Below are 14,809 nucleotides of genomic sequence, written 5' to 3'. Positions count from 1 at the left end.
GCCGCGTTCTGTGCGCATTGCACGCGACCCTGCATTGCAGGAAAAACAAAGGCGGCCTTGCGGCCGCCTTTGATGTGCTGTTTCTGCACGCCATCGATCAACGATCAGCGATACGACTCTGCGTGGCCGGATCACCCACCTTGGCACCCGCATCGCCACGCGGCGGCGGAGGCGGCGGCGTGGAGCCGGTGCTGGAGGTCTTGGACCAATCCGCCGGTGGACCCGGCACGCGACCATTCATGATGTCGTCAATCTGGTGCGCGTCGATGGTCTCGTACTGCAGCAGTGCGTCGGCCATCACGTGCAGCTTGTCGATGTTGTCCGTCAGCAGCTGCTTGGTGCGAGCATAGTTGCGATCGAGGATGGCGCGCACTTCTTCATCGATCTTGCGCGCGGTCTCGTTGGAGACGTTTTTGTGCTGCGTCACGGCGCGCCCAAGGAACACTTCGTCCTCTTCCTCGCCGTAGGTGACGGGGCCGAGCGTGTCGGACAAGCCCCACTTGGTCGCCATGTTGCGCGCCATCTTGGTCGCGCGCTCGATGTCGTTGGAGGCACCGGTGGTGACCTTGTCCTCACCGAAGATCAGCGCCTCGGCCACGCGACCGCCATACAGCGAGCACAGCTGCGATTCGATCGCCACACGGTTCATGCTGTACTTGTCGCCTTCCGGCAGGTACATGGTGACGCCCAGCGCGCGACCGCGCGGAATGATGGTGACCTTGTAGACGGGATCGTGCTCGGGCACGAGGCGACCGACGATGGCGTGGCCGGCTTCGTGATAGGCGGTGAGCTTTTTCTCGTCTTCGCTCATGGCCATCGAGCGACGCTCGGTACCCATGAGGATCTTGTCGCGTGCCTTGTCGAGGTGGCTCATGCGCACATCGCGTGCGTTCTCACGCGCGGCGAACAGCGCGGCCTCGTTGACCAGGTTAGCGAGATCCGCACCGGAGAAGCCGGGCGTGCCGCGCGCGATGGTCATGGGGTCGACGTCCGGTGCCGTGGGCACCTTGCGCAGATGCACTTTGAGGATCTGCTCGCGGCCCTTGACGTCGGGCAGGCCCACCACGACCTGGCGGTCGAAGCGGCCCGGGCGCAGCAGCGCCGGATCGAGCACGTCGGGACGGTTGGTGGCGGCGATGACGATGACACCTTCGGTGCCCTCGAAACCGTCCATTTCCACCAGCAGCTGGTTGAGGGTCTGCTCGCGCTCGTCGTGACCACCCCCCAGGCCGGCGCCGCGATGGCGACCGACGGCATCGATTTCGTCGATGAAGATGATGCACGGCGCGTGCTTCTTGGCCTGCTCGAACATGTCGCGCACGCGGCTGGCGCCCACGCCCACGAACATCTCGACGAAGTCGGAGCCGGAGATGGAGAAGAACGGCACCTTGGCTTCGCCGGCGATGGCCTTGGCCAACAGCGTCTTACCGGTACCCGGCGGGCCAACCATCAGCACGCCGCGCGGAATCTTGCCGCCCAGCTTCTGGAACTTGCCCGGGTCGCGCAGAAACTCGACCAGTTCGCCCACTTCTTCCTTGGCTTCGTCGCAACCGGCGACGTCGCTGAAGTTGACCTTGATCTGGTCCTCGCCTTGCAGCTTGGCGCGCGAGCGACCAAAGCTCATGGCGCCTCGGCCACCGGCACCGGCCTGCATCTGGCGCATGAACCAGATGAACACGCCTACGATAAGAATGATGGGCAGCCAGTTGAGCAACAGGCCTAGCAGGGTCGGGCCGTTGTTGGACGGCTCCTGGCGCACTTCCACGCCCTTGTCCTGCATCTGCTTGACCACCGAGTTGGTGGACCAGCCGAGGACCGGTGCAACGGTGCGGAACGCGCTGCCGTCCTTCAGCTTGCCGCTGATGGCGGCCGGCTGGTCGGCACTAATGGTGGCCGTGGCCACGTTTCCGTTGTCCACGCTCTGCACGAAGCTGCTGTAGGGCAGATCCGAGGAGGACGCGCCATGCGGATTGAAGCTCTGGAACACGGTGAGCAGAACCACCGCGATGATCAGCCAGAGCAGCAGGTTTTTCGCCATTTCATTCATGCACGGTTCTCGCCCGATTGCCCGCCGGTGATCTTGCGACCCACGGCTAATGCATACACCTCCCGCGAACGTGCGCGGGAGGCCTTAGGTTTACGCATGGTCACGCGGGTGAAGTCCCCGCGCAAGCTGCGCAAGTAATCGTCAAAGCCTGTCCCCTGGAACAACTTGATCAGGAACGATCCACCCGGCTTGAGCCATTGCCGGCTGAAATCCAGTGCCAGCTCCGCCAGGTCCATCGCCCGGATCTGGTCCGCCAGGGCTACACCACTCATATTGGGGGCCATGTCAGATAGCACAAGATCCACTTTTTGGCCCTGCAAACGGCTTTCCAGCTCGCGCAACACCGATTCTTCACGGAAATCGCCCTGGAGGAAATCCACCCCGGCAATACCTTGCATGGGCAGGATATCCATGGCGATCACCGCGCCGGTGTCGCCCAGGCGCTGGCGGACCAGTTGGGACCAGCCGCCCGGGGCGGCACCCAGGTCCACCACGCGCATGCCCGGCTTGAGCAGGCGGTCGCGGTCGACCAGCTCCTCCAGCTTGAACACGGCACGGGACCGCAGGCCCTCGGCCTGGGCCTTCTTCACATAAACATCATCGAAATGCTCCCGCAGCCAGCGGGAACTACTCTTGCTGCGAGACATGTCGGCAACGGACGCAGGTAGGGGGATACCGCATGATACCCTTAGCAGTCTCTCCGCCGCGAATTTAAGACTGAACGCATGGCTCTTTCCCCCTCGCAGCGCCGCTACCTGCGCAGCCTCGCCCACGATCTCCACCCTGTCATCCTGCTTGGCGCCAAGGGTGCCACCGAGGCTGTCCTCAAAGAGCTGGACCTCGCTCTCTCCCATCATGAACTGGTGAAGGTGAAGCTGTCCGGCGGCGATAAGGACGAGCGCCAGGAGCAGATCGACTTCCTCACCAACGGCACCCGATCCGAGAGCGTGCAGCAGATCGGCCATATCGCCGTACTGTTCCGTCGCAACGAGGACGAGCCCAAGCTCGCCCTGCCGCGCTGAGGCACGCATGGACCTGACGCTCGACCGCCCAGGCAATTACCTGTTCGTGCGCCGCGTGGGTCCACGCAGCGTCACGGTGATGGACCGGGAAATCACCGCCAGCTTCCTGCTGGCGCCTGACCGTGCGATCGAAGGCTGGCCGGTGGCCGCGTCCACTGAGCTGGATGCCGGCCATGCAGAGGCCATCCTGGAACTGAAGCCGGAGTTGGTGGTGCTGGGTACCGGCGAGCGCCAGGTGTTCCCGGCCGCTGCCTTCATGGCCGGGCTGCTGCGCAAAGGCGTCGGCGTGGAAGTGATGGACAACGCCGCCGCCGCTCGCACCTATGACTTACTGGCGGCCGAGAGCCGTCGCGTGGTGGCGGCCTTTATCTTGCCGGCGGCCTGAAAGCCGACATCCTGGCAGCCACGCCGCTACCGTGAGAGAGCGCACATCGGCGCTCTACTCACGCACCCACCTACGGAATGGCCTTGCGCGCTTAGCGCGACGGCAGGTAGCCCAGCGGGTCGACCGGGTTGCCGTCCTTGCGAATCTGGAACTGCAATTCGTCGCGGGTGGCGCCTGTGGCGCCCATCTCGGCGATCTGCTGGCCGGCGCTCACGCGTTGACCTTCCTTCACCAAGCGCTTGCTGTTGTGGCCGTAGGCCGACAGATAGCTGTCGTTGTGCTTGACGATGACCAGCTCGCCATAGCCCACCAGGCCGTTACCGCTATAAACCACTACGCCATCGGCGGCCGCGCGCACGGGGTCGCCGGACTTGCCGGCGATCTCGATGCCCGGAATGGCATCGCCTGCCTGAAAGCGCTTGATGAGTGAACCGTCGGCAGGCCATCGCCAGGCCACGCCGCCACTGCTGCGGGTAGCCCCCGGTGCGGCGGGCGCTGGCGGGGGCGGCGGCGGTGTGGTGGCGGCCGCCACCGGGGCGCCGGCCACCGGCACCACCTGTGCCGTGCTTGCCGCCGACGCCGGGGTGCTGGCGGGCGTGGTCGAACTGCTCGCGACCGGCACGGACACGACCGGCGCAGGAGCATCCGCAACCCCATGGGTCGCGGCGGGCGCAGGCGTGGGTGTCACAGGCTTGGCGGTGGTCACCACCGTGCCTGTCATGTTGCGTACGGGCGTGACGGCCGGCTTACCACCCGCCGGGCCGAGCTTGAGCTCCTGGCCGGGCCAGATGGTGTAAGGCGAATCGATATGGTTCCAATTGGCCAGGTCGCGGAAATCCACGCCGTTGCGAAACGCGATGGAATAGAGCGTGTCGCCCTTCACCACTCGATAGGAGCCGCCGGGTGCCGGACGCGCGGCCGGAGACACCACGCCGCCGCGAGACGAACCACCAGCGGCAGGCTCGACCACCACGGAGCGCTGCGTGCCGCATGCGGCCAGCACCACGGTGGCGGAAACCAGAACGAGTGACCGGAGATATCCATTCATGGCCGCCAGCATAACGAGGCCATCGCCGTTTTTCATGCGATGACCCACTGGACGACCGCCGGCCCGACGGCCGACGTTCAGCGCGAGAGCAGCCACCACGCCAACAATCCCACCAAGATGACGATAGCCGCCCAACCGATGCGCTCGATATGTTTGTGCAGAATGCGCTCGGCGCGCTCACCAAACAGGCGGATCAGCAGCGCCAGCAGCCATACGCGCTTGCCGCGTCCAACCGCCATGCACACCAGGAACGGAATGATCGGCACGCCAACGATACCGGCGGCCCAGGTCACGAACTTCATCGGCACCACCGGCTGCAGCGCGGCCAGCGCCAGCACCACCAGCAAGCCAAGCCAATGCTCGTTCATCTGCAGGCGCAGGTTGTCCACGCCCTTCTCGATGGGCGCCAGCAGGTGCAGGCTGTCCAGCAGGGGCGACAGCGCGTGGAAGGCCCAATGGCCCAGGGCGTAGCCCACCAGCGAACCTATCAGCGAGAACAGCAGGCTGATGTTGGCGTAGAAGAAGGCCTTGTGACGCTTGCCCAGCATCATCGGCGCCAACATCACTTCCGGCATGATCGGAAAAATGAAGGCTTCGAAGAAGCTCAGGCCGCAGAGGTAATAGACAGCCCTGGGGTGGCGCGCCCACGTGAGTGCACGCGCATATAACGGTCCGAACAAACGCATGCTTAGCGGGTTCCCTGTATGAAGTGGTGCATCAGCCGATGCCGCCGAGCAAAGGCACGAAACTGACCGCACCCAGCTCTTCCTGGATGAAATCGCCCTGGCCGTCGCCACGCATGCGGATCAGCATCTGGTTGCTGGGCGAACCTACCGGCGCCACCAGCACACCGGTGGGGCTGAGCTGATCGAGCACGGCGTGCGGAATGGCATCACCGGCGGCGGTGAGGATGATGGCGTCGAATGGAGCTTCATCCGGCCAACCCAGCTTGCCATCGTCGTGGCGCGAGCGGATGTTGGACAACCCCAACTGGCGAAAGCGACGACGCGCCTGTCGCAGCAATTCTTCGATGCGCTCCACGGTGAAGACCTGTGGCACCAGCTGCGCCAGCACCACGGCCTGATAGCCCGAACCGGTGCCGATCTCCAGCACCTTCTGCGGCACACCGTATTCCAGCAACGCCTCGGTCATGCGCGCCACTACCCACGGCTGGGAAATGGTCTGGCCATGGCCGATCGGCAGGGCGGTGTTTTCGTAGGCGCGCGAGTGCAGCGCCTGATCGATGAAATGGTGGCGAGGCGTATTGCGCAGCACGTCGATCACACGCTGGTCGCGAATGCCCTCTTCCTTGAGTTTGGTAGCGAGACGGTCGCGCGCTCGCTGCGAGGTCATGCCCTCGCCTTTCAATGCCGATGGAGGCAGCGGATGCACGTTCACCTCAAGCGGCCTCATCGGTCGACTGGCCGCCCGAGACACCCTGATTCAGGCCGCCTACCCAGCTGCTGACTTTCTCCAACGCCTGGAAACGGGTGAGATCGACATGAATCGGCGTGACCGACACATAGCCGCGGCGCACCGCGTCGAAATCAGTGCCGGGGCCGGCATCGTCCACGTCGCCGGCCGGACCAATCCACCAGATGGTTTTGCCGCGCGGATCGGTCTGCTTGATGCATGGCGCCGAGCGATGACGCTTGCCCAGGCGAGTGACTTCGAAGCCGCGGATGTCCTCCCACGGGCGATCGGGCACGTTGACGTTGAGGATGGTATCGGCCGGCAGCGGGTCCACCAGCAGGCGCTGCATGAGCAGCAGCACGGCATTGGCCGCCGACTCGTAATGAATGCCGTTATGGTCCTTGCTCACCAGTGACACGGCGATGGCGGGCAGGCCGAGAAAGCGCCCTTCCATCGCGGCCGATACGGTGCCGGAGTAGATCACGTCGTCGCCCAGGTTGGCGGCGTTGTTGATGCCCGAAACCACGATATCCGGCTCGTGATCCAACAACCCTGCCAGCGCGAGATGCACGCAATCGGTGGGTGTGCCGGCGACACGGTAGTAACCGTTGTCCATGCGCAGTGCGCGAATGGGCGCATCCAGCGTGAGGGAATTGCTAGCGCCGGAACGGTCGCGATCGGGGGCCACTACCGTGACCTGGCCAACCGCGCCTAGGCGCTCAGCAAGTACGCGGATGCCCGGTGCATCCACGCCATCGTCGTTTGAAACCAGAACTTGCATGATGATCCGTTCAGAGCCAGTCGCAGCGTCTTGGCCTTGCCGAAAGACGCCTGGTGAAGCACCGAGTCTACCGGACCGGGGCGACGGTTTCACATTGCCCGGAGCACGCTTTAACCATACGTCGGCGTTCAACTTGAGACCCATCTCACGCTCAGTGCCGGCGCGACACGCGCCCCCAGCGCCTGCATTAGGATGGATGGATGAAACAACGCCCTCCCACCCAGGTTACCGAGGACGACGCTCGCCTTTTTCGCGAGGCCATTGGCGAGGTGAAGCCTTTCGATCCCGTCGCGCCCCCACCGGCCGCGCCCAAGCCGGAACCGGAAGCGCGCATGTTCGAGGCGGATGAGGCGGCCGTGCCAGGCGAGCTGCTGGATATGGCCTTTGACCCGGCCCTGATCGAAGTCGGCGAGGAGCTCACCTACCTGAGGGACGGCTATCCGCCCAAGCTGCTGCGTCAGCTCAAACGCGGCCAGTTCAGCATCCAGGACGAAATCGACCTGCACCAGATGAACGCCGCCGCCGCACAAGCCTGTATCGCGGACTTTCTGGCCGAGGCCAAGCAGCGGGGCCTGCGCTGCGTGCGCATTGTGCATGGCAAGGGGTTGCGCTCGCGGGCGTCTGGCCCGGTGCTGAAGATGCTCACTGACCGCCTGCTGCGCCGCCGCGATGACGTGGTGGCGTTTGCATCGGCAAGGCCCATGCAGGGGGGCACCGGAGCGGTGGTGGTCTTGCTGAAGGGCTAAGCTTTTGCGCGCCCCTTTCCACCCTGGAGAAGGGGCGCGCCGGGGTCAGCCCGCGCTAGCCAGCTCTCGCACCACGGTGGTGGCGTACGCGCCCGGGGGTAGCTCGAAGCTGAGTTCGAGCGCATCCTCGTCCAGCCAGCGCCAGGACAGGTTCTGCGGAATCATGCGCAGGGCGCGACGCTCCTGATCCATCTTCGCCTCGACCAAGCCTTCGGCCAGGTCGCTATTGGCGGCAGCCACGGCGTTCTCCAGCGCAGCTACATCCGCCTTGGCCGGAGTTTCGCCACGGCCCCACAACGGACCGGAAGGATGGATGTCGCCGCTGGCCAGTCGCGCGGACAAGGTAGCGTCGAACGGCTCGGGGCCAAACCAGGAGCGCGAACCGGCCAATGCCCAGATCTCGCCCTCCATCGGCGAATCCCATACGCCCTGCTCCACGCGCGCCGCCAGCAAGGCATTGAAGATATGCGAACGCGCGGCGGACAGCAGGAAGTGACGCTTGTCGCGATCCACCCGTCGCCCCGCGAACATGGCACGCGCCTGTGCCACATTGCCGCCTTCACGGCCAAAACGCTGCTCACCGAAGTAGTTGGGCACGCCACGCTGGGCGATCTGCTGCAACACCTGATCGGCCACGGTGCGATCGCCCTGGATCTGGCGCAGCACCAATACGAAGCGGTTACCGCGCAGCGCGCCACGCTTGAGCTTGCGCTTGTGGCGCGTCACAGCCAGTACTTTCACGTCGGCGTGCGGAAACGTCGACCAATCCGGATCGGGCTTGCCAGCCAATTGCACGGAGAACGTCTGGCGCGTCACCGCATGACGGTCCTTGAGTCCCGCATAGCCGACATTGAGCGGGGGGATGCCGGCGAACTTGGCCAGCTCGCGCGCCACCCAATCGGTGTTGGCGCCACGCTTTTCCACCCACAGCAACGCATGCTCGCCCTCGCCATCAGCGTCATAGCCGAGGATCTCCTCCACCTGGAAATCCTCCGGCGTGCTGCGCAGCACGGCGGTCAGGGGCGGGTTGCCATAGGCATAGGGCAGTTCGAGATCGGACATGGGACTCCACCGGCGCCGCCGGCTATCAATAGAAAAAACAAAAACGCCAAAGGCGTATTACATCAGGAACAGCGTGGCGAGACCGAGAAAGATGAAGAAGCCGCCCGAGTCGGTCATGGCGGTAATCAGCACGCTGGAGCCCATGGCCGGATCGCGACCCAAGCGCATCATCAGCAAAGGGATGCCCACGCCACAAAACGCGGCCAGCACCAGGTTAAGCGTCATCGCCGCCGTCATCACCAAACCCAGCGCCAGATTGTCGTAGAGCAGCCACGCCACCAGGCCGATCACCCCGCCCCACACCAGGCCGTTGAACAGCGCCACGCCCATTTCCTTGCCCCACAAACGGCGGGCGCTGGCTGGAGTGATCTGGTCCAGCGCAAGCGCGCGAACGATCATGGTGATGGTCTGGTTGCCGGAATTGCCGCCAATGCCCGCGACAATGGGCATGAGCGCGGCCAGGGCGACCAGATTCTGGATAGAGCCTTCGAACAAACCGATCACGCGCGAAGCGATGAAGGCCGTGACGAGATTGATCGCCAGCCACGCCCAACGGTTGCGCACGGATTTCCACACGGAGGCGAAGATGTCTTCCTCTTCACGCAGGCCACCACGACTGAGGGCTTCGCTTTCGCTCTCCTCGCGCAGCACGTCCACCATCGCGTCGATGGTGATGCGGCCTATCAGGTAGCCACCGCCATCGACCACCGGTGCGGTGACCAGATCGTAGCGCTCGAACGCCTGCGCCACTTCGTAGGCGTCATCGGTGGGATGGAAGGTGTTGACGTCAGGCGCCATTACCTCGCTCACCATCTTCTCGGGCGAATTGACCAGCAGCCAGTGCAGCGGCAACACACCCGTCAATAGATTCTCGTGATTGACCACGAACAGCTTGTCGGTCTGCTCGGGCAGCTCGTCGAAACGGCGCAGATAGCGCAGCACGGTTTCCAGGCTCACATCCTCGCGGATGGTCACCATTTCGAAATCCATCAGCGCGCCAACCTGATCTTGCGGATAGGACAGCGCCGCCTGCACGCGCTCGCGCTGTTGCGCGCCAAGGCTGGCCATCAGCTCGGGAAGCACCGCGGTCGGCAGGTCGTCCACCAGGTCTGCCAGTTCGTCGGCGTCCAGCGGTTCCACGGCAGCAAGGATCTCGCCCTGGTCCATGTCCGCGATCAGCGATTCGCGCACCGCGTCGGAGACTTCGAGCAGGATTTCGCCGTCGCGATCAGCCTTGACGCGATGCCAGACGGTCAATCGGTCGTTGCGTGGCAGCGCTTCCAGCGCATAGGCGATATCGGCCGGATGCAGGCTGTCCAGCAAGCGCTGTAGCTCTACCTCGGTCTCGCGAAAGCCCGCATCGGCATCTGGTTCGGCGAGTTGGCCGAAGCCGTGCAGCCGGCGCAACAGCTCGATAATGGTGTCGAGCTGTTCGTGTGGGCGCGAGGCCGGACTGCGAGCCCCTGACTCGCTCATGCCAGGACCAGCAATACGCAGGCTTGCGCCGCAATGCCTTCGCCGCGCCCGGTAAAGCCCAGCTTCTCGGTGGTGGTGGCCTTGATGCTGATGCGATCGATCGTGCTGCCCAGCTCCTCGGCTACCGCTTCGCGCATCGCTTGCGCATGCGGGCCCACCTTAGGCGCCTCGCAGATGACCGTGACATCGGCGTTGCCCAGCGCGTAGCCCTGCTCGCGCATCAATTTGGCCGCGTGGCGCAGGAATAGTCGGCTGTCGGCGTTGCGCCACTGCTCCTGGCTGGGCGGAAAATGCCGACCGATGTCGCCCATGGCCAGCGCGCCAAAGATGGCGTCGCACAATGCATGGATCACCACGTCGCCGTCGGAATGCGCTACCAGGCCCTTATGGTGCGGCACGCGTACGCCGCCGAGCATCACATGATCGCCCTCGCCAAAGGTGTGGACGTCAAAACCTTGGCCGATTCTCATCATGCGGCCTCTCCTTTAAGTACGCGGCAACAGGAACTCGGCCAGCGCAAAGTCGGCTGCCGTCGTTACCTTGATATTGTCCTCGGCGCCTTCGACCAGCAATGGCGCCAAGCCGACACGCTCCATCGCCATCGCCTCATCGCTCACCGTCACGCCGTCGGCGGAGGCGGCATGCAAGGCGGTAGCGAGTTCGCCACGACGAAACATCTGCGGCGTGAAGGCACGCCAACGATGATCGCGCGGCTCGGTGACCTGGCTGCGACCGTTATCGCCGGCACGCTTTAGCGTGTCGCGCAAGGGCGCGCCCAGCAACGCGCCACCCGCTGCGATGCCCTGATCGATAAGGCGCGAGATGTCCGCCTCGCGCACGCAGGGCCGCGCCGCGTCATGCACGAGCACGAAGGTATCGTCGCTGACCTCGGTCGGCAGTGCCTGCAGCCCGGCAAGCACGGAATCGCAGCGTTCTGCCCCACCAACCGTGGTGAGCACAGGCTTGCCACTCAGTTGCTCGATGCCAAGCCAATGCCGATCGCAGTTACCGAGCACGACCATCAAGCCGGCAATGCGCGGATGCGCTGCCAGCCGTTCCAACGTATGCAGGATCAGTGGCCGCCCGGCGAGCGGCAGGTATTGCTTGGGCAGTTCACCGCCAACCCGGGTGCCGCGCCCTGCGGCCGGCACCACACACCATAGGGGCGCCATGATCAGCGCTCGCCTGTGGATGCGGCGGAAGCGGGCGCCTGCTGGGCGCCCGGCTTTTCGACCACCTGGTAGAACGTTTCGCCTGGTTTGATCAAGCCCAGCTCTACACGCGCACGGGCCTCCACCGCTTGCTCGCCGTGCTTGAGATCATCCACGTCAGCGCTCAACGCCTGGTTGCGTTGCTGCAACCGGGCATTGTCCTCGCCCTGCTTCTTGACGGCGGCGCGCAGGGTTTCCACCTCGTGCACGCCTCCGTTGCCGTTCCACAGCTTCATCTGCAGGCCGACGAGCACCAGCAGCAGAATCAGGGCGACCCAGCGCAACATGGATAGTCGGCCTCCCGGCTCAGCCCGGCAGGCTGGTCAGGTTGGGGAACGCATCGCGACCGGCGTAACGTGCCGCCGAGCCCAGCGCCTCTTCGATGCGCAACAGCTGGTTGTACTTGGCCACGCGATCGGTGCGGCACAGCGAACCGGTCTTGATCTGGGTAGCAGTGGTGGCTACGGCGATATCGGCGATGGTGGTGTCTTCGGTTTCACCCGAACGGTGCGAGACGATGGCGGCGTACTTGGCCGCATCGGCCATGGCGATGGCTTCCAGCGTCTCGGACAGCGTGCCGACTTGGTTCACCTTGATCAGGATGGCGTTGGCGATGTGCTTGTCGATGCCTTCCTGGAAAATCGCCGGGTTGGTGACGAACAGGTCGTCACCAACCAGCTGCACGTTCTTGCCGAGCGTATCGGTGAGCAGCTTCCAGCCGTCCCAGTCGCCTTCGCCCATGCCGTCTTCAATGGTGACAATGGGGTACTGCTTGGCCCAGCTGGCCAGTACGTCCACCCACTGCGCCGGGGTGTAGACCTTACCCTCGCCTTCCAGGTCGTACTTGCCGTCCTTGAAGAACTCCGAACTGGCCACGTCCAGGCCGAGCAGGATATCGCTGCCGACCTTGTAGCCGGTCTTGTGAATGGCTTCGAGAATGGTGTCCAGCGCTTCGATGTTGGAGCGCAGGTTCGGCGCGAAACCGCCCTCATCGCCCACGGCGGTGTTCAGGCCCTTGCCCTTGAGCACGCTCTTGAGCGCGTGGAACACCTCGGTACCGGCGCGCAGCGCTTCAGCGAAGCTGGGCGCGCCTACCGGTAGGATCATGAACTCCTGCACGTCGACGTTGTTATCGGCATGCGCGCCACCGTTGATGATGTTCATCATCGGCACCGGCAGCGCACCCGGCTTGCCGGTGGTGCCGTTGATGGTGGCGAGGTACTGCCACAGCGGCTGGTGATGCTGCGCTGCCACGGCATGCGCGGCGGCCATGGACACGCCGAGAATGGCGTTGGCACCCAGCTTGCCCTTGTTGGGCGTGCCGTCCAGATTGATCAGCTTGGCGTCAAGGCCGCCCTGGTTGGCGGCGTCGAAGCCCTTGAGTGCGCTGGCGATGGCGTTGTTGACGTTGGCCACGGCGTTTTTCACGCCCTTGCCCAGGTAACGCGCCTTGTCGCCGTCACGCAGCTCCACAGCCTCGCGCGAACCGGTGGAGGCGCCGCTGGGAACCGCTGCGCGACCAAAGCCGCCGCCAGCCAGGGTCACTTCCGCTTCGAGCGTGGGATTACCGCGGGAATCGAGGATTTCACGGGCGTGGATGCGGGTGATTTCGGTGCTCATGGGGTCCGTAGCTTTGCTGAGGTAAATGAAGCGGTGAAGAACATCCTGCCTGTGTCGCGGGGGATTCGCTTCGTTCGCCTCCCCCGCGGCGGATCAGAGCGTATGTTCCAGGAATGGATGTCGCTTGGTGACCTGGTCGAGTTCCAGCAGCGTCTCGAGCAAGGCCTCCATCTTATCCAGCGGCCAGGCGTTGGGGCCGTCGCTCAGCGCCTTTGCCGGGTTGGGGTGGGTTTCGGCAAAGAGGCCGGCCACACCCACCGCCACGGCGGCGCGCGCCAGTACCGGCACGAATTCGCGCTGACCACCCGAGGTGGCGCCCTGCCCACCCGGCAACTGCACCGAGTGGGTAGCGTCGAACACTACCGGACAACCGGTGTCGCGCATCACGCTGAGAGAGCGCATGTCCGACACCAGGTTGTTGTAGCCGAAGCTCGCGCCACGCTCGCACACGAGGATGTCCTCGTTGCCGGTGGCCTTGGCCTTGTCGACCACGTTCTTCATGTCCCACGGGGCGAGGAACTGGCCTTTCTTGATGTTCACCGGCTTGCCGGCGCGGGCAACCTTCTGGATGAAATCCGTCTGGCGGCACAGGAACGCCGGCGTCTGCAGCACGTCCACCACCTCGGCCACTTCGTGCATGGGGGTGTACTCATGCACATCGGTGAGCACCGGCACCCCGAGCTGACGCTTCACTTCAGCCAGAATCTTCAGGCCCGCTTCCATGCCGGGGCCGCGAAAGCTGTCGATCGAGGAGCGGTTGGCTTTGTCGAAGCTGGACTTGAAGATGAAGTGGATGCCGAGCTTGCCGGTGATCTCCTTGAGCTTGCCGGCGGTATCCATCTGCAACTGCTCGGACTCGACCACGCACGGGCCGGCAATCAGGAACAGCGGCTGGTTCAGGCCAACCTCGAAACCACACAGCTTCATGCCACCGACTCCTTGGCCAGACGCTCGCCCTCACGCACCGCCTTGAACTCACGGGCGGCCTGCACGAAACCGATGAACAGCGGGTGCCCATCGCGCGGGGTCGAGGTGAATTCCGGATGCGCCTGGCAGCCCAGGAACCACGGGTGCTTCTGCTGCGGCAGCTCGACGATCTCCACCAGCAGGTCGTCCATCGACTTGCCGGAGATCACCAGCCCGAGATCCTCGAACGGCTGGCGGTAACGGTTGTTGAACTCGTAACGATGGCGATGACGTTCGCGCACCACGTCCTGGGCGTAGAGCTGACGGGCCAGCGTGCCAGCCTTGAGGCGGCACTCCTGCGCGCCCAGGCGCATGGTGCCGCCCAGGTCCGAACGCTCGCTGCGGGTTTCCACTTCGCCGGTGGCGGTCGTCCACTCGGTAATCAAGGCGATTACCGGGTTGGGCGTATTGCGGTCGTTCTCGCTGGAATCGGCGTCGGTGAAGCCGGCCACGTTACGGGCGAAATCCACTACCGCGGCATGCATGCCGTAGCAGATGCCGAAATACGGCACGCCCTTCTCGCGGGCGTACTTGGCGGCCAGCACCTTGCCTTCGAAGCCACGCTTGCCAAAGCCGCCGGGCACCAGGATGGCGTCGGCATTGCCCAGCACCTTGGCGGCGCCTTCGGCCTCGACCTGCTCGGAATCAACCCAGTTGAGATTGACGCGGGTGAGCTGCTTGATGCCGCCATGGCGCAGCGCCTCGCCCAGGGACTTATAGGCGTCCTTGTGCTCGACGTACTTGCCGACAATGGCCACCGTGACCTCGTCCTTGGGATGCTCCACCGCGTCCACGGTGCGCTGCCAGGAGGAAAGGTCGGCCGGACCGGCCGGCAGGCCCATGCGCTTGACGACAATTTCGTCCAGCCCCTGCTTGTGCAGCCACAACGGCTGCTTGTAGATGATGTCCACGTCGGCCGCGCTGATCACGGCGTTCTCGGGCACGTTGGTGAACAGCGCGATCTTGCGGCGCTCGCCATCGGGCAGCGGCTGTTCGCAGCGGCACAGCAGTACGTCCGGCTGGATGCCGATG

Annotated in this window: 17 protein-coding genes; 3 read left to right on the top strand and 14 right to left on the bottom strand. The window is 64.5% G+C overall.

Annotation, left to right across the window (positions count from 1 at the left end; translation table 11 throughout):
- Window positions 1-97: 97 nt before the first annotated feature.
- Window positions 98-2,047, bottom strand: a complete 1,950-nt coding sequence (gene ftsH / locus JHD67_RS12030; protein WP_199099425.1) for an ATP-dependent zinc metalloprotease FtsH — start codon at window positions 2,045-2,047, stop codon at window positions 98-100.
- Window positions 2,044-2,694, bottom strand: a complete 651-nt coding sequence (gene rlmE, locus JHD67_RS12025; protein ID WP_199099424.1) for a 23S rRNA (uridine(2552)-2'-O)-methyltransferase RlmE — start codon at window positions 2,692-2,694, stop codon at window positions 2,044-2,046. The genes ftsH and rlmE overlap by 4 nt, the downstream gene beginning before the upstream one ends.
- A 78-nt stretch (window positions 2,695-2,772) precedes the next feature.
- Between rlmE and yhbY the strand changes: the two genes are divergently transcribed.
- Complete coding sequence (yhbY, locus tag JHD67_RS12020; protein ID WP_199099423.1) at window positions 2,773-3,069, top strand: ribosome assembly RNA-binding protein YhbY; 297 nt, start codon at window positions 2,773-2,775, stop codon at window positions 3,067-3,069.
- Between the two features lie 7 nt (window positions 3,070-3,076).
- The gene (locus JHD67_RS12015) at window positions 3,077-3,454 is read left to right on the top strand and encodes an Mth938-like domain-containing protein (RefSeq protein ID WP_199099422.1); all 378 of its coding nucleotides are present in this window, start codon (window positions 3,077-3,079) and stop codon (window positions 3,452-3,454) included.
- Between the two features lie 91 nt (window positions 3,455-3,545).
- Here the strand turns inward: JHD67_RS12015 and JHD67_RS12010 are convergent, their stop codons facing one another.
- The 4 genes from JHD67_RS12010 to surE form a co-directional block, all read right to left on the bottom strand.
- Window positions 3,546-4,514, bottom strand: a complete 969-nt coding sequence (locus JHD67_RS12010) for a peptidoglycan DD-metalloendopeptidase family protein (RefSeq protein WP_199099451.1) — start codon at window positions 4,512-4,514, stop codon at window positions 3,546-3,548.
- Between the two features lie 65 nt (window positions 4,515-4,579).
- On the bottom strand, window positions 4,580-5,188 hold the full coding sequence (locus tag JHD67_RS12005) for a VTT domain-containing protein (RefSeq protein ID WP_199099421.1): 609 nt from the start codon (window positions 5,186-5,188) through the stop codon (window positions 4,580-4,582).
- Window positions 5,189-5,219: 31 nt separating this feature from the next.
- Window positions 5,220-5,900 carry a protein-L-isoaspartate(D-aspartate) O-methyltransferase gene (locus JHD67_RS12000; RefSeq protein ID WP_199099450.1) on the bottom strand — a complete coding sequence of 227 codons (681 nt, stop codon included), beginning with the start codon at window positions 5,898-5,900 and terminating at the stop codon, window positions 5,220-5,222.
- Window position 5,901: 1 nt separating this feature from the next.
- Window positions 5,902-6,696: a 5'/3'-nucleotidase SurE gene (surE, locus tag JHD67_RS11995; protein WP_199099420.1), complete on the bottom strand. Its 795-nt coding sequence runs from the start codon at window positions 6,694-6,696 to the stop codon at window positions 5,902-5,904.
- A gap of 200 nt (window positions 6,697-6,896) precedes the next feature.
- Here surE and JHD67_RS11990 point away from each other — a divergent pair, with 200 nt between their 5' ends.
- Entirely contained in the window at window positions 6,897-7,442 is a 546-nt protein-coding gene (locus JHD67_RS11990; RefSeq protein WP_199099419.1) for a Smr/MutS family protein, read from the top strand.
- A gap of 45 nt (window positions 7,443-7,487) precedes the next feature.
- Here JHD67_RS11990 and truD read toward each other — a convergent pair whose 3' ends face one another.
- The 8 genes from truD to JHD67_RS11950 form a co-directional block, all read right to left on the bottom strand.
- Window positions 7,488-8,504, bottom strand: a complete 1,017-nt coding sequence (truD, locus tag JHD67_RS11985) for a tRNA pseudouridine(13) synthase TruD (RefSeq protein ID WP_199099418.1) — start codon at window positions 8,502-8,504, stop codon at window positions 7,488-7,490.
- Between the two features lie 57 nt (window positions 8,505-8,561).
- Window positions 8,562-9,980, bottom strand: coding sequence for a magnesium transporter (gene mgtE, locus JHD67_RS11980; protein WP_199099417.1), 1,419 nt, complete (start codon window positions 9,978-9,980; stop codon window positions 8,562-8,564).
- Complete coding sequence (gene ispF / locus JHD67_RS11975; RefSeq protein WP_304487904.1) at window positions 9,977-10,450, bottom strand: 2-C-methyl-D-erythritol 2,4-cyclodiphosphate synthase; 474 nt, start codon at window positions 10,448-10,450, stop codon at window positions 9,977-9,979. Before ispF ends, mgtE begins: the two co-directional genes overlap by 4 nt.
- A 15-nt stretch (window positions 10,451-10,465) precedes the next feature.
- Window positions 10,466-11,155 (bottom strand): 2-C-methyl-D-erythritol 4-phosphate cytidylyltransferase, encoded by a 690-nt coding sequence (gene ispD / locus JHD67_RS11970; protein ID WP_199099449.1) that lies wholly within the window; start codon window positions 11,153-11,155, stop codon window positions 10,466-10,468.
- On the bottom strand, window positions 11,155-11,478 hold the full coding sequence (ftsB, locus tag JHD67_RS11965; protein ID WP_199099415.1) for a cell division protein FtsB: 324 nt from the start codon (window positions 11,476-11,478) through the stop codon (window positions 11,155-11,157). The genes ispD and ftsB overlap by 1 nt, the downstream gene beginning before the upstream one ends.
- A 19-nt stretch (window positions 11,479-11,497) precedes the next feature.
- On the bottom strand, window positions 11,498-12,811 hold the full coding sequence (gene eno, locus JHD67_RS11960) for a phosphopyruvate hydratase (RefSeq protein WP_199099414.1): 1,314 nt from the start codon (window positions 12,809-12,811) through the stop codon (window positions 11,498-11,500).
- Window positions 12,812-12,904: 93 nt separating this feature from the next.
- Complete coding sequence (gene kdsA / locus JHD67_RS11955) at window positions 12,905-13,738, bottom strand: 3-deoxy-8-phosphooctulonate synthase (RefSeq protein WP_199099413.1); 834 nt, start codon at window positions 13,736-13,738, stop codon at window positions 12,905-12,907.
- On the bottom strand, window positions 13,735-14,809 hold a 1,075-nt coding region (locus tag JHD67_RS11950), incomplete at its 5' end, for a CTP synthase (protein WP_199099412.1). The genes kdsA and JHD67_RS11950, both read right to left, overlap by 4 nt.

The organism is Dyella sp. ASV21 (assembly GCF_016428975.1).
GTDB lineage: Bacteria > Pseudomonadota > Gammaproteobacteria > Xanthomonadales > Rhodanobacteraceae > Dyella.
The sequence above is the reverse complement of the archived record's forward strand: the minus strand, read 5'-3'. Positions and strand labels throughout refer to the sequence as shown.

What these genes read in the sequence shown, in the direction of transcription:
- mgtE (WP_199099417.1), bottom strand. Translation starts at nt 9,980, where the DNA reads ATGAGCGAGTCAGGGGCTCGCAGTCCGGCCTCGCGCCCACACGAACAG.
- JHD67_RS12010 (WP_199099451.1), bottom strand. Translation starts at nt 4,514, where the DNA reads ATGCTGGCGGCCATGAATGGATATCTCCGGTCACTCGTTCTGGTTTCC.
- yhbY (WP_199099423.1), top strand. Translation starts at nt 2,773, where the DNA reads ATGGCTCTTTCCCCCTCGCAGCGCCGCTACCTGCGCAGCCTCGCCCAC.
- kdsA (WP_199099413.1), bottom strand. Translation starts at nt 13,738, where the DNA reads ATGAAGCTGTGTGGTTTCGAGGTTGGCCTGAACCAGCCGCTGTTCCTG.
- ispF (WP_304487904.1), bottom strand. Translation starts at nt 10,450, where the DNA reads ATGAGAATCGGCCAAGGTTTTGACGTCCACACCTTTGGCGAGGGCGAT.
- ftsH (WP_199099425.1), bottom strand. Translation starts at nt 2,047, where the DNA reads ATGAATGAAATGGCGAAAAACCTGCTGCTCTGGCTGATCATCGCGGTG.
- eno (WP_199099414.1), bottom strand. Translation starts at nt 12,811, where the DNA reads ATGAGCACCGAAATCACCCGCATCCACGCCCGTGAAATCCTCGATTCC.
- JHD67_RS12005 (WP_199099421.1), bottom strand. Translation starts at nt 5,188, where the DNA reads ATGCGTTTGTTCGGACCGTTATATGCGCGTGCACTCACGTGGGCGCGC.
- JHD67_RS12015 (WP_199099422.1), top strand. Translation starts at nt 3,077, where the DNA reads ATGGACCTGACGCTCGACCGCCCAGGCAATTACCTGTTCGTGCGCCGC.
- ftsB (WP_199099415.1), bottom strand. Translation starts at nt 11,478, where the DNA reads ATGTTGCGCTGGGTCGCCCTGATTCTGCTGCTGGTGCTCGTCGGCCTG.
- rlmE (WP_199099424.1), bottom strand. Translation starts at nt 2,694, where the DNA reads ATGTCTCGCAGCAAGAGTAGTTCCCGCTGGCTGCGGGAGCATTTCGAT.
- truD (WP_199099418.1), bottom strand. Translation starts at nt 8,504, where the DNA reads ATGTCCGATCTCGAACTGCCCTATGCCTATGGCAACCCGCCCCTGACC.
- JHD67_RS11990 (WP_199099419.1), top strand. Translation starts at nt 6,897, where the DNA reads ATGAAACAACGCCCTCCCACCCAGGTTACCGAGGACGACGCTCGCCTT.
- surE (WP_199099420.1), bottom strand. Translation starts at nt 6,696, where the DNA reads ATGCAAGTTCTGGTTTCAAACGACGATGGCGTGGATGCACCGGGCATC.